Below are 12,320 nucleotides of genomic sequence, written 5' to 3' on the forward strand. Positions count from 1 at the left end.
TATCTGATCGGCATTAAGCCTTGCGCTGCGTTTTTTTATCATCTATTAATCATTTACACTTTATATTTTGCAACAGCCTGATGAAGCACACTCGCCTGCTCTGATACTTCTTCACTACTTTGTGCGTTCGACTGCGCATGTTCAGACGCAACTTGTGCAATATCTCTAATGCGCACCACATTCTTATTCACCTCAGAGGCAACTTGATTTTGCTCATCAATGGCAGTGGCGATATGTGTGCTCATATCCATAATAGTTTGTACATCTGTTGTGATAGATGTCAGTAACTCGCCCGCTTTCTCAGCCTGCGATACGCTTTCACTCCCCTGCAGTCGGCATTGCTCCATAATATTTACAACCTCTCTCGTTCGTTGTTGCAACGTCGAGATGATACTTTCAATCTCTTGTGTAGAATCTTGTGTGCGTTGTGCCAATGAGCGAACTTCGTCTGCTACTACTGCGAATCCGCGACCCTGCTCACCTGCTCGCGCTGCTTCTATAGCCGCGTTTAATGCAAGTAAATTGGTTTGCTCCGCTATACCACGAATAACATCTAAAACAGAACCAATCGTTTCACCATCTTTTTCTAACTGAGAAACCACATCTGACGCACCCGCAAGTGAGTCAGATAAAACCATAATGTGCTTAATGGTCGCATCTACTTCATTGCGACCTTGTTGGGCGTTATTATTAGTTGATTCAGCTTTTTGCGCCGCAGCTTCTGTATTGTGAGAAATATCTTGAATTGTTGCCTGCATCTCAGTCGCTGCGGTGGCTACCATATCAGCTTCATGTAGTTGCTCATGCATACCAGAGCTAGTCTGTGCTGTTGTTTCTGTTAAATGCTGCGTTGCATCATTAATCGTCCCTAGTGCTGAGTTTACCTCTGCAATGAGGATCCTAAAATCTCCCACTAAGCTATTAAAATCACGCGTCATCACCGTTATTTCATCATTACCAGATTGCTCAATCGTCACACTCAAATTATTTTCACGGCGAATACGTTCAATTGTTTGGTAAACCCGCTCTACTGGTTGAATGATTGAGCGACTCGTTAATAGCACTAAAATCATTACGATGACGGCAGCAACAATAAATATTGAGACACCCATAAATTGAGTCTGCTCAACATTAAGCTTAATTTCTAGTTTGGTTTGCTCTACAATATCGGCAACTACCTTGTCGCTTTTTTGTACATTAAGTTTCATTTTACCCAACGCACCGTCGTCAAGGCTGAGCCCTAATGTTTGCTGTGCACTGACTAATGCCCCAAACTTTTGTTGATACTCAGCCACTAACACTAACAAATTATCTTGGTATGGCCGTTCAAACCCAGCCTGTGTAATTTGTGTATTAAAAGTGGCAATCAACTTATCAAACTTAGTTAAATACTTAAGATTGAATCGCAGCATAAAATCCTTTTCTGCTCGCCTTAGCTGCAGCATTGTGGTCAGTAACTCAAAGTTTTTGCGTTGTTTTAATAATGTCTCAACTTTATGTACTGCCCCCCTTAACTCGCCGTATAGCGCATCTTTTGGGTGCAAGCCAATAACTTTTTGCAGTTCCACAACAGCATGAAAATCTTGATTATAAGCCGATGAAAGGCGTTTGAATTCACTAAGTTGCGTTGCGTCAATGTCAAACTCAGTGAATATTTCCGCTAAGTACACGATTTTTTGCTGTAATTTTGCATACTCTGCTTCAAATTTCTCTAGGGCGTCCGTGTCCTTATAAAACAGGAAATTTTTCTCATACTTACGCATAGCCAATTCATGAACGTCTAACTCTTCAGCATACTCAATGGTTTCATTGAGCCTGAGCATTGTTTTTGCTTCTAGAATTATCACGAACAGCATCACTAACATTGCGATACCCACAACAAGGGCATTCAGTTGCAAGCGTCGTTTAATGGTTAAATTTTCCAATAAAGCCATACTGTTACCTATATTTTTTTCTACCTGACTGACAGTATAGCCGAGAATATGTGCCAATGCGTATTAGAAATGCATTACATTACAGAAAAAAATCAGCATAACTATTGCAAAAATACAGGGTAAAGCAGCGGATTAAGCAGCTTTATGAGGTTGCGCAAATAACCCTTGCCAAAGTGATTGATGTAGTGTGTCTAAGTCATGCCACTGCTTAGAAAGGAGCCAATCAACCAGAACACACGGATCAGCTGGAAAATCGATACTCTTTCCACTGGGTTCAGCCAAAAATTCTTCAAGTGCATCTGAACTTAAGTAGTGCATGACACGCGCAAACCCCATGTCTTGAAGTGTCTGTGCGTTCGCATGCTGTTCAAATTGCCCCTCTAACGGCTTTAGTAATAATTTTTTTCCAAATTTAAGTGCCTCACTTGAGAGCTCAAACCCGGCATTACCCACAACGCCACTGGTATTGGCTAAGTCTTTAAGAAACCCCTTTCTACTCGGCGCTCGTAAATGAATGTGTGTTTTTGAGCAATCTTTCGCATCAGGGTGATAGCAATAAAACTCCGTGTCAGGAAAATCTCGCAACAACTCCAAAACCCGATTTAAATCTTCAAATGGCAAGTAAACCAAGACTTTATTTTCAATCGAACGACAAGTGTTAATCGGTTTTTCATAAGGAATGAAAGGCGGGATTATATTTTTAGAGAAGGGCTGCCAATGTACGCCAAGATGAATATCTGCCGGCGCAAATTGCTTTAGAAAAGTACGCTTTAAAAAGCCATTACTATGCATGGGTACTTCTGGGCTAAGAAATGCTACTTGATGGCTCATCGCAATGACAGGAACTTTAGCCAGCTTAGCGGCCCATGCACTAACCGGCTCAAAATCATTGAATACTAGATCATATTGGTCTATTTCTAAACGACGTACGTCTTTAAAAAACTGCCCTAACTTAATGTTTTTGATAGTATCAATCTGACTCACTTGGCCGTTACGTGTACTGAAACTCAACCCAGTTTTAGTTTGATAATCACCAAAAGATGCCATATCAAAATACTTATTACTGTCACGACCTGAAAATATATAGTCAACATCCACATTCTTTCTTGCAAAACACTCCGCCATAACTCGGGCTCGAGTAATGTGGCCATTTCCAGTGCCTTGTACGCCATATAGTATTTTCATAACATCCCTACTAAAAAAATAGATAAACTCGCACAGCAGATCCCCATCAAAGCTCCCACCACAACATCTAGTGGGTAATGTACCCCGATCACGACACGGGACAGAGAAACCCCTGCTGCCCAGGTAAACAATAACCACCAATGCACCGACAAATGCTCCACAATGCACACGGCGTAAAGCCATGCACCTGCACTATGCCCAGAAGGTAAGCTAAATTTATCCGCAGGTGTTAATAGTGCTTTTAACGCGTAACAGTCGCAGGGCCGAACTCGGGCAATACGTTTTTTCAGATAAAAATACAGCGGGCGCTCGATCGCAAACGCCAAAATAGCCGTCAATGCAAACTGTTGTCCCAGTTGCTCAAAAAACAACGCACAAACTAATGCCAATAAAATATATAAGCCGCCATTGCCACTTTTGGAAAAGGCCAATGCAATGATTCTCCACCAATGTTTTGGGCTCGGTGTAAACACCGCAAAATATAGTACTGTGTCTAACTGTGCTAATTTGCCTTTCATAGTATGTGCACCTGTTATTTGCCTACATTTTCAGCATAGAAGAGCTAAATAACAAAGCGGTGACAGTTTTGCGACACTAATATGTAAGTTACTGTTTAGCATTGCTATGACCATTTATGGGAGTATACTGAAACTGACTTTTGTTATTTTTCAGAGGATTTAAAGTATGGATTACAGCACTTCCGACCTGTGTGATCATTTTGCTGACGTGGTTGATGTTCTCGAACCTATGTTTATTAACTTTGGTGGACAAACCGCCTTTAGTGGCCGTATTCAAACTGTAAAATGTTTTGAAAATAACGAATTGATCAGGTCAATGTTAGAGCAAGATGGGAGCGATAGCATACTGCTAATAGATGGCGGAGGCTCAACGAGACGTGCCCTTATTGATATTGACCTTGCTGAACTGGCTGTTGAAAATAACTGGCAAGGCATCGTTGTCTATGGCGCGGTACGTCATGTGGACGAACTTGAAGAATGTAATATCGGTATTCAAGCTATCACGTCAATTCCCGTATCGGCAGACAGTTCAGGAGCTGGCGAGCAAGGTATTCCCGTGAACTTTGCAGGAGTCTCTTTTTTCGACGACGACTATTTATATGCTGACAGTACTGGGATTATTATCTCAGCTGAAGAATTACTCCTTGAAGTAGATGACATCCTAGACGCGTAAACCATGACAGAATACCTACATATTTACCATGAGGCTGACATTAGCAGCCTCGTCACAGAACGTGAGAATGAGCGTAAATTTTGGCAATCACTCACCTTCTTAGATACTAACAGTGCAACCTTGCAGGCACTAAAAGATGCCGCGGCCTTTGGCATAAAGTACGTACTTATTGGCGTAAACGAAGATATCGGCCCTAGAGCTAATTGCGGCCAAGGTGGTGCGACCCTTGGATGGCAGGCTTTTTTACAACGTTTCTTAAACCTCCCGTGTAATCAATTTTTAGACCCAAAAAACGTCTTGTTATTAGGTGAAATAATTTGTGACGACTTACAAACAGCCAGTGCAGACTTATGCAACACGCACCCTGATCAGTTAGTACAGTTACGAGATTTATGCGCCGAAATAGATCAGCGTGTCAATGATATCCTAACCTTAATATTTTCAGCAGGGTTGGAACCCATTATTATTGGGGGTGGTCATAATAATTGCTTTGGTATTTTACAGGCATTGTACAAAGTAAGTGGTAAATCATGTAATGCGATTAACTTTGATCCACATGCTGACTTTAGAGCAATAGAAGGTCGGCACAGTGGCAATGGATTTCATTATGCTTACCAGCGTAATATGCTCAATGACTATCATGTGGTCGGTTTGCATGAACAAAAAAACAACAAGGCAATCATAGACGGTTTGCACAAAGCGCAGTTCACTTATACTAGCTATCAAGATATTTTAGTCACGCGAAGGGCAACATTAACCCAAGCAATTACCACCGGATTAAAACGTTTCAACGACGATAAACCATTGGGTATTGAAGTAGACGTTGACAGTATTAGCGGTATGCCAGTCAGTGCGTTTACCAATTGTGGCTTTAGTACGAATGATGCTGAGCATTTTGTGTCGTTATCAGCAGAGCAACGCAGTGTGGCTTATTTACATCTGTGTGAAGCTGCGCCAGCGAATCATCCACAGGGCCTTGCGCAAGGGATGATAGAAGCAGGGCAAGTGCTCAGTGGTTTAGTATGTAGTTACTTATCAAGTCGAGCCCGGGTTGAGCAATAGCTTATTTACTCATGTTCTATTTTCCATTGTTTTAACCAACTGATCATACCGACACTACTCAGAGGCCTTGCAAAAAAGTAACCCTGAGCAGCAAAGGTATCAAGACTTTTCACAAAATTGAGCTGCTCTTGTGTTTCAACCCCTTCGCAGATCACTTTACTGTTCAATTGCTGCTGCATCTCTACCATACCACGTACCACACTTTTAAACTGACCTTGCTGCTGGTGTTCTGCGGTCAAAGAGCGACCCACTTTCACATAATCAACACTCAATTTTGGCAATTTTGCTAATATGAGCGGCGCTTCGCCAAATCCATCGACGCACAAACGCACACCAATGCTTCTCAGGCGCGCGACCATTGCCACGCCTTGCGCATCTAACGACATAAATAACGCGGATGGACATTCAATGATCAAATCACCAGGTAATAAATGATGCTCAAGCAATATTCTATCCAGAAATTCAATGAACTCTTCATGTAACATCTCTGGACCAAAAACATTCACACTCAATGGCATATAAATGTTATCCATCCTCAATGCCATCGCAATCTCTGCTGCACGTTCAATCACATAATATGCCACAGGAACAGCCAGCCCTGCCAGTCGAATATCTTCTATAAATTGACCCGCAGCTAGAATGCCTTGCTTTGGGTGTTGCCAGCGTAATAACAACTCTAAAAATTCTATTTCGCCATCTCTGTGACGGATCACTGGCTGAAAATACAATTCAAACTCACTGCGAAAATCAATGTGTGCCAGCTCGGCAAGACGTGCTTGTTGCTCTAATTTCGTAATTTGCATTTGCTGTTGATAAGCACACACAGAGCGATTAGGCTGGCTATCTAACGCCAAGAATGCACAGGTGATCAGGTTATCAAATTGGCCGAGTTCTTCGTCGCAATTCACGTAACTCGCTCGCGCACTTACTTCCAGTGTGCAATTACCCACATTGAAAGGTTTCAGTGTACTGCGAATGATGTCGTCTATTAACTGCTCATGCAGGTGTTTTTGATTACTCAGCCCACAGACAAAGACAAAATGAAGCCCACCTAAATGCGCCACCCGTGACATGGCATCCCCATTAGCAATGGCAACGACATCATGGCTTTGTAATTGTTGTTTGATTCGATTGGCCGACTGCGCTAAAAGTAAATCGCCGAATTCTCGGCCCAGATGCAAGTTCACTTGCTCAAAGCCTTCAAGGCGAACCATCACTAACATAGCAGGCCCTGGTTCTGTGACTCTGTATTCTGTAAATGCGGCTCTTAAACTGGCTCTATCAGGTAAACCAAGAATATCATGAGCTTGATCGCTCACTACTTCGTGTTTGGCTGGGACCGTTTCTGGAATATGATTTAAGGCCAATAATTGCCCTAAGTAGAGAATAGTGACCACTGATACGGTTAATACACCTGGCCAAGACCATAAAATCTGCCCACCCAGTAATACAATAAAGATCACACTGGCAAAACAGGCCAAGAATAAGTAACTATCGTCATTATGACGCAGGCTAAATAGGATGTGGCCAAGTAAGGAAAGCCCTAAAAAATACTGCAACCATTCTAGGTTCAGCGCTAGTATTGCCAGACTTATGCAAGCAGTCAACGCATGTAGTATACGTAAATTTGCGGCTTTAGTTAATACGATAACAGCAAGACTGCCCATCAATACTATACCCGCTAGCAGCGCCGCTAGAAGGGGGGGCTCCCCCTGTTGCATTCCGTTGATTACAGGAATAGTTGTGACGGACCACACATATGTGAAAACCGACATCAACACCCCAATATAAATAATTAGCTCTGAATAAGTTTACCTAATATCCAGAGATTTAACAGATCATTTACGCCAAATTGGTAACTTAATTGTGCTGGGTGACTGATATTCCACAACGCAAAGTCAGCTCGCATTCCCACTTTCAGTACCCCTCTATCTGATAAACCAAGTGCTTTTGCCGCATGACATGTCACTCCCTGCAAGGTTTCTTCCGGCGTCATTCTAAATAGCGTACACCCCATATTCAACATTAGACGTAATGAGCACAGGGGTGCGGTACCAGGATTAAAGTCACTGGCAATGGCCATGGGTACCTTGTGCTTACGCAGTAACTCTAACGGGGGTAACTGTGTCTCTCGTAAAAAATAAAATGCCCCCGGTAACAGCACAGCAACGGTGCCTGCATTTGCCATTGTCACCACACCTGGTTCATCTAAGTATTCAATATGGTCCGCAGACAGCCCGGCAAACTCCGCCACCAGCTCCGTGCCCCTTTGGTTAGATAACTGCTCAGCGTGACATTTCACTTTCAACCCTAACTTGGTCGCAGCGTCAAAGACTCGACGAGTTTGTTCATAGCTAAACCCGATGTTTTCGCAAAACACATCCACTGCACTGGCCAGGTTTAGCTTTGCAACCCGAGGTAACATTTCGTCACATACAATATCAATATACGCATCAGCTTGACCCTTATATTCAGGCGGTAATGCGTGTGCGCCTAAAAACGTGCTGTGTATATCAATTGGGTGATGCTCAGCAAGCAGCTTATTCACTTCTAATAACTTCAATTCATTTTCCGTGTCTAATCCATAGCCTGTTTTGCTCTCAACTGTCGTGACGCCTTCACGTAATAAACTGTTTAAACGTCCTTTGGCATTAACAAATAACGTTTCATGATCGGCTTCTCGGGTTGCCCTAACAGTACTTGCGATACCACCACCTTGTTCAGCTATTTGCTGGTACGAAACACCTTGCAGCCGCTGCTCAAACTCAGTAGCTCGATCCCCTGCAAACAAGATATGGGTATGGCAATCAATGAGACCTGGTGTCAGCCAAGCCCCTTTTGCGCTGTGAACGGGTGTTGCCAATGCATCAAATTCAGGCATCTCAGCCTGTAGACCTAGCCAACTGATCATGCCCTCTTTAATCATAATTGCCCCTTGCTCTATCATGCCATAGGGGGCTGAGCGCTCTCCATCCATTGTTGCAAGGTTAACATCTGTAATTACTAAATCAGGCTCAATCATTGCTACTACTCCGAAAAAATATCTGGTTCGAGTTTAACAAGCTTGCTTGTATATACAAGGCATCTGTGCCACCTTTATTCATATCTTCATAAAAATTGGTATTCTCACCATGACACAAAGACCCAAGTTTGCCCTTATAAAACAACATATCATTGATAATATTCAAGCTGCAAAATGGGTAGAGAATCAGCGTGTCCCCTCTGAAAATGAACTCGCTGAGCAATTTTCTGTTAGTCGAATGACCGCTCGACGAGCTCTCAGTGAGCTGACAGAAGCGGGCATTCTCACTCGCAGTCAAGGCTTAGGGACTTTTGTTGCTAGCCTTAAGTCGCAATCCTCTTTACTGGAAATAAAAAACATAGCTGATGAAGTACAGGCACGCAATGGTGTCTACTCTTGTAGTGTTTTATCGCTAGAATCAATCTCGGCCGTCGCACCAATTGCAATTGCTCTGGGAGTAGAGATCAACAGCCAAGTCTATCGAAGCGTACTTGTACATAATGAAAACGAACAACCGCTTCAAGTAGAGGAAAGATTTGTCAATCCAGCACTTGCGATACACTATTTACAGCAAGATTTTAATCACGTTACTCCGCATGAATACTTGTCACAAGTTGCCCCATTAACTGAAGCTCGCCACACTGTGGAAGCCATCATGCCAACCAGTGAGGTTTGTCAATGGCTAAGTTTATACAATGAAGAGCCCTGTTTACAGGTCATAAGACGCACATGGTCATCGGAGGGTATCGTTAGTTTTGCGCGCCTTATTTCTCCTGGGAGTAAATACCGATTAGGTGGACATTTAACCTTTAAACGCCATTAAATGGCGTAATTGTATGCAAATCCCAGCTGACAAATAGCCGAACCATCAATAATACGTTCCACTGCCTCTGCAGAACTAAACTCAGGGACTTCGGTATTAAGTGCATGACATTTTTGTTGATAGTACTGTGCGCGCGTCGGGTGCCACTCATGACACACATTGTATATTGGCTGGGCTATTTGCCACTGAGACAACACCGTAAAGATAGCATTAATCACATCTTGCTGATGAACCATGTTTACCAAGCTTTGCGAAGAACTTTTTAATATTTTTCCTGCGACAAAATTACCCGGCTCTCGACCTGGACCAACTAGCCCTGCTAAACGTAACACTTTGCCACCTTGCTTTGTAACATGCTCTTCGGCACTGACCAATACCTGCTGGCGCTCGGTACTGGTATCCAGTGCGCTTAGTTCATGATAGTGACCATTCTCATTGCTATATACCCCAGTGCTTGAACAGAGCAAAAACCCCCTTGCTGACATTTTTTTACTGAGTGCTAAAGTCTGTTGTAACATTGGCAAGTAATTACTATCAGCATACCTTGCTCTTGGTGGCAAAGCACAGACCCACCAAGCATCGCGTAATGATAACGTATGCTCTATGTTTTCATTTGGCATAGCTAAATAACGCTCAAACGAGACTGCATCATTTGGACTACGGCGAGTACCTTCCACCTGCCAACCTAACTCACTGGCTTGTTGACATAAAGGGTGCCCTAACCAGCCTGCGCCTACTACCACTAACTGCGTCATAACTTTAATTCCAAAGACAGGTATCGGCCTTCAGCATGGTGCTGTCATGGCCCTAAAAAAGGCCCTTAATAGGCCTTCACGATTATTTTGCTTAAACAAGCAGAGGTGACACATCCACGATACTAGTTTTGGTTTACATGCATCACCGGCAACAGCACTTCTGCACTTAACCCGCCTTGCTTGCGATTGCGTAACCTCACAGTTCCTCCATGCGTGGTTACAATGCGTTTAATGATCGCAAGCCCTAAACCGCTCCCTTCACTGCCGCGCGCTTGATCTCCTTGCTTAAACGGCTCAAACACCGTTTCCAATTCACTCTCTGGAATACCTGGACCTCTATCTTGTACTTTAATTAGGACTGATCTGTGCTCTTTACTGAACTCCGTAGACACTGAAATAGCGCCGTCTGAATAGCGAATTGCATTTTCAATCATGTTCGTTAACACCCGCTTTAATGCGACAGTGTTTAACAATACCGACGGTAAGGATGCTTGCGTTGAAAGCTGTATCGTCCGTTGATGCTTTTGCTCTACATTGACCACATCTTCTACCACAGTATTAATATCTTCTAGCATCATCTCACTGGAGTTATGATGCCGTAAATATTCAATAAATTGATCGATAATCGCATTCATATCCTCGATATCGTCAATGATCCCTTCTTTGAGGTAATCCTCATCATCTGACATCATCTCTGTTGCCAGCCGTATACGAGTTAACGGTGTTCGTAAATCATGCGACACCCCCGCCATCAACAAACGACGATCACTTTCAAGCTCAGCGATCCCTTTCGACATTTGATTAAATGCCTTCGTCACTTCAATGACTTCAGTCGCACCACTTTCTACCAGGCGGGTAGAAAAATCCCCAACACCGACTCGCCCTGCCGCTGTTTGTAATGCCCTTAGCGGTCGATTAAGATGCCGGGCAAACCACCACCCACCAAGCACACTTAAAAAACCGATACTGGAAAGATAAAAAACCAAAAATTCGAGCTTTGCTTCACTAAAACCAGTTAAGGGCACCCGCACCCAATATCCTGGAGCTTGTGGTGCCTCAACCCAATACACAATGGGGTCTCCTTGGCTTATCCTCACGCGTGCTGAACCATTTAATTGCTCAGACATGCTCTGAGACAATAATGTGTACTCTTTGGCGTCACCAAGACCATTAATATAGGCCTCTCTTTGCGTCATCACCTCTATACCCGTTATCTCAAAAAATACATCAGACAACCCTGAAGACACTTCAACGCCATCTTCCCAATCAATAAAGACTGTTTTCACTTGCTTTGCGAGCATTAAATTCGCTTGCTCAAATGTTGGTTTAATAACGTAAAGAGTCACCGTAATGTAAGACATTATTTGATTTACGAGTAATAATGCCCCAACAAAAAAAACGGTTTGCCCGAATGCACTTTTTGGAAATAAACTCATAAATACAACTAGCCTTGTCCGTCAGGTACAAAGACATAGCCGAGTCCCCAAACCGTTTGAATATAGCGAGGGTTGGTGGCGTCTTCTTCAATCATGCGACGAAGTCGGGAGACTTGTACGTCAATGCTTCTTTCCAACGCACTATAATCGCGCCCTCTCGCCAGATTCATTAACTTGTCTCGGCTGAGTGGCTCACGAGGGTGATTAACCAATGCTTTAAGGACAGCAAACTCACCGCTAGTCAACGAAATCACTTCATCCCCCTTTTGCATTTCGCGTGTTGCTAGGTTGAGTTTAAAAATACCAAATACCACTTCATTCTCTTGAGCAGCAGGCGCTCCAGGCACTTCTTTTGCCCTGCGGCGTAAAATCGCTTTAATTCTTGCTAACAGCTCTCTGGGGTTAAACGGTTTTGGTATGTAATCATCTGCCCCTAATTCAAGACCGATAATTCGATCTACTTCATCGCCTTTTGCCGTCAACATCACAATGGGGATCTCATTTTCTTTTTGTCTTAAACGGCGACAAATAGATAACCCATCTTCACCTGGCAACATCAGATCAAGCACCATCAAGTGAAAGTTTTCACGCTCTAGTAAACGATCCATCTGCTCACTATTGGCTGCAGTACGAACAATAAAACCTTGTTCAACCAAGTATCTCTCTAACAAGCTACGTAAACGCATATCATCATCTACGACTAACACTTTGGTCGTTTCATTACCCATTGTTGATTCTTCTTTTTATTGAATACCTTGGCTTAATATAATTGAAAAAATGCCATCTAGACACCATACATTTAAAGAAGTTTTGTTACGGAACGTTACAAACAAAAAAATTAGGTAGTTTAATCTAGAAAGCTCGACATATATTTATTTTTTATTTAAGTTGTCACAGCACTAACTCAGAGCA

At 43.0% G+C, this 12,320-nt stretch carries 11 protein-coding genes; 3 read left to right on the top strand and 8 right to left on the bottom strand.

Annotated elements, in window-relative coordinates:
- Positions 1–53: 53 nt before the first annotated feature.
- The 3 genes from CWC18_RS17085 to CWC18_RS17095 form a co-directional block, all read right to left on the bottom strand.
- Positions 54–1,934, bottom strand: coding sequence for a methyl-accepting chemotaxis protein (locus CWC18_RS17085; RefSeq protein WP_138591874.1), 1,881 nt, complete (start codon positions 1,932–1,934; stop codon positions 54–56).
- Between the two features lie 132 nt (positions 1,935–2,066).
- Complete coding sequence (locus CWC18_RS17090; RefSeq protein WP_138591875.1) at positions 2,067–3,119, bottom strand: MJ1255/VC2487 family glycosyltransferase; 1,053 nt, start codon at positions 3,117–3,119, stop codon at positions 2,067–2,069.
- Positions 3,116–3,637: a phosphatase PAP2 family protein gene (locus CWC18_RS17095; RefSeq protein WP_138591876.1), complete on the bottom strand. Its 522-nt coding sequence runs from the start codon at positions 3,635–3,637 to the stop codon at positions 3,116–3,118. The genes CWC18_RS17090 and CWC18_RS17095 overlap by 4 nt, the downstream gene beginning before the upstream one ends.
- A 166-nt stretch (positions 3,638–3,803) precedes the next feature.
- Between CWC18_RS17095 and rraA the strand changes: the two genes are divergently transcribed.
- Both rraA and CWC18_RS17105 read left to right on the top strand, forming a co-directional pair.
- Complete coding sequence (gene rraA, locus CWC18_RS17100; RefSeq protein WP_138591877.1) at positions 3,804–4,310, top strand: ribonuclease E activity regulator RraA; 507 nt, start codon at positions 3,804–3,806, stop codon at positions 4,308–4,310.
- 3 nt (positions 4,311–4,313) lie between these two features.
- The gene (locus CWC18_RS17105; RefSeq protein ID WP_138591878.1) at positions 4,314–5,372 is read left to right on the top strand and encodes a formimidoylglutamase; all 1,059 of its coding nucleotides are present in this window, start codon (positions 4,314–4,316) and stop codon (positions 5,370–5,372) included.
- Positions 5,373–5,377: 5 nt separating this feature from the next.
- Here the strand turns inward: CWC18_RS17105 and CWC18_RS17110 are convergent, their stop codons facing one another.
- The gene (locus tag CWC18_RS17110) at positions 5,378–7,039 is read right to left on the bottom strand and encodes a GGDEF domain-containing phosphodiesterase (RefSeq protein WP_138675783.1); all 1,662 of its coding nucleotides are present in this window, start codon (positions 7,037–7,039) and stop codon (positions 5,378–5,380) included.
- A gap of 128 nt (positions 7,040–7,167) precedes the next feature.
- Complete coding sequence (gene hutI / locus CWC18_RS17115) at positions 7,168–8,394, bottom strand: imidazolonepropionase (RefSeq protein WP_138591879.1); 1,227 nt, start codon at positions 8,392–8,394, stop codon at positions 7,168–7,170.
- A 109-nt stretch (positions 8,395–8,503) separates the two neighbouring features.
- On the opposite strand from hutI, the gene hutC reads away from it, so the two are divergent.
- Entirely contained in the window at positions 8,504–9,217 is a 714-nt protein-coding gene (hutC, locus tag CWC18_RS17120) for a histidine utilization repressor (RefSeq protein ID WP_138591880.1), read from the top strand.
- Here the strand turns inward: hutC and CWC18_RS17125 are convergent.
- From CWC18_RS17125 to ompR, 3 genes are all read right to left on the bottom strand, one after another.
- Positions 9,214–9,972: an NADP-binding protein gene (locus tag CWC18_RS17125; RefSeq protein WP_138591881.1), complete on the bottom strand. Its 759-nt coding sequence runs from the start codon at positions 9,970–9,972 to the stop codon at positions 9,214–9,216. The two genes, hutC and CWC18_RS17125, sit on opposite strands and share 4 nt — an antisense overlap.
- Positions 9,973–10,094: 122 nt before the next feature.
- Entirely contained in the window at positions 10,095–11,408 is a 1,314-nt protein-coding gene (gene envZ / locus CWC18_RS17130) for a two-component system sensor histidine kinase EnvZ (RefSeq protein WP_138591882.1), read from the bottom strand.
- 8 nt (positions 11,409–11,416) lie between these two features.
- The gene (ompR, locus tag CWC18_RS17135; RefSeq protein ID WP_010366398.1) at positions 11,417–12,136 is read right to left on the bottom strand and encodes an osmolarity response regulator transcription factor OmpR; all 720 of its coding nucleotides are present in this window, start codon (positions 12,134–12,136) and stop codon (positions 11,417–11,419) included.
- Between the last annotated feature and the right edge of the window lie 184 nt (positions 12,137–12,320).

This window comes from Pseudoalteromonas aurantia (genome assembly GCF_005886875.1).
Classification (GTDB): Bacteria; Pseudomonadota; Gammaproteobacteria; order Enterobacterales; family Alteromonadaceae; genus Pseudoalteromonas; species Pseudoalteromonas aurantia_A.

Coding starts and splice junctions, on each gene's coding strand:
- CWC18_RS17085 (WP_138591874.1), bottom strand. CDS start 1,934: ATGGCTTTATTGGAAAATTTAACCATTAAACGACGCTTGCAACTGAAT.
- CWC18_RS17090 (WP_138591875.1), bottom strand. CDS start 3,119: ATGAAAATACTATATGGCGTACAAGGCACTGGAAATGGCCACATTACT.
- CWC18_RS17095 (WP_138591876.1), bottom strand. CDS start 3,637: ATGAAAGGCAAATTAGCACAGTTAGACACAGTACTATATTTTGCGGTG.
- rraA (WP_138591877.1), top strand. CDS start 3,804: ATGGATTACAGCACTTCCGACCTGTGTGATCATTTTGCTGACGTGGTT.
- CWC18_RS17105 (WP_138591878.1), top strand. CDS start 4,314: ATGACAGAATACCTACATATTTACCATGAGGCTGACATTAGCAGCCTC.
- CWC18_RS17110 (WP_138675783.1), bottom strand. CDS start 7,039: ATGGGCAGTCTTGCTGTTATCGTATTAACTAAAGCCGCAAATTTACGT.
- hutI (WP_138591879.1), bottom strand. CDS start 8,394: ATGATTGAGCCTGATTTAGTAATTACAGATGTTAACCTTGCAACAATG.
- hutC (WP_138591880.1), top strand. CDS start 8,504: ATGACACAAAGACCCAAGTTTGCCCTTATAAAACAACATATCATTGAT.
- CWC18_RS17125 (WP_138591881.1), bottom strand. CDS start 9,972: ATGACGCAGTTAGTGGTAGTAGGCGCAGGCTGGTTAGGGCACCCTTTA.
- envZ (WP_138591882.1), bottom strand. CDS start 11,408: ATGAGTTTATTTCCAAAAAGTGCATTCGGGCAAACCGTTTTTTTTGTT.
- ompR (WP_010366398.1), bottom strand. CDS start 12,136: ATGGGTAATGAAACGACCAAAGTGTTAGTCGTAGATGATGATATGCGT.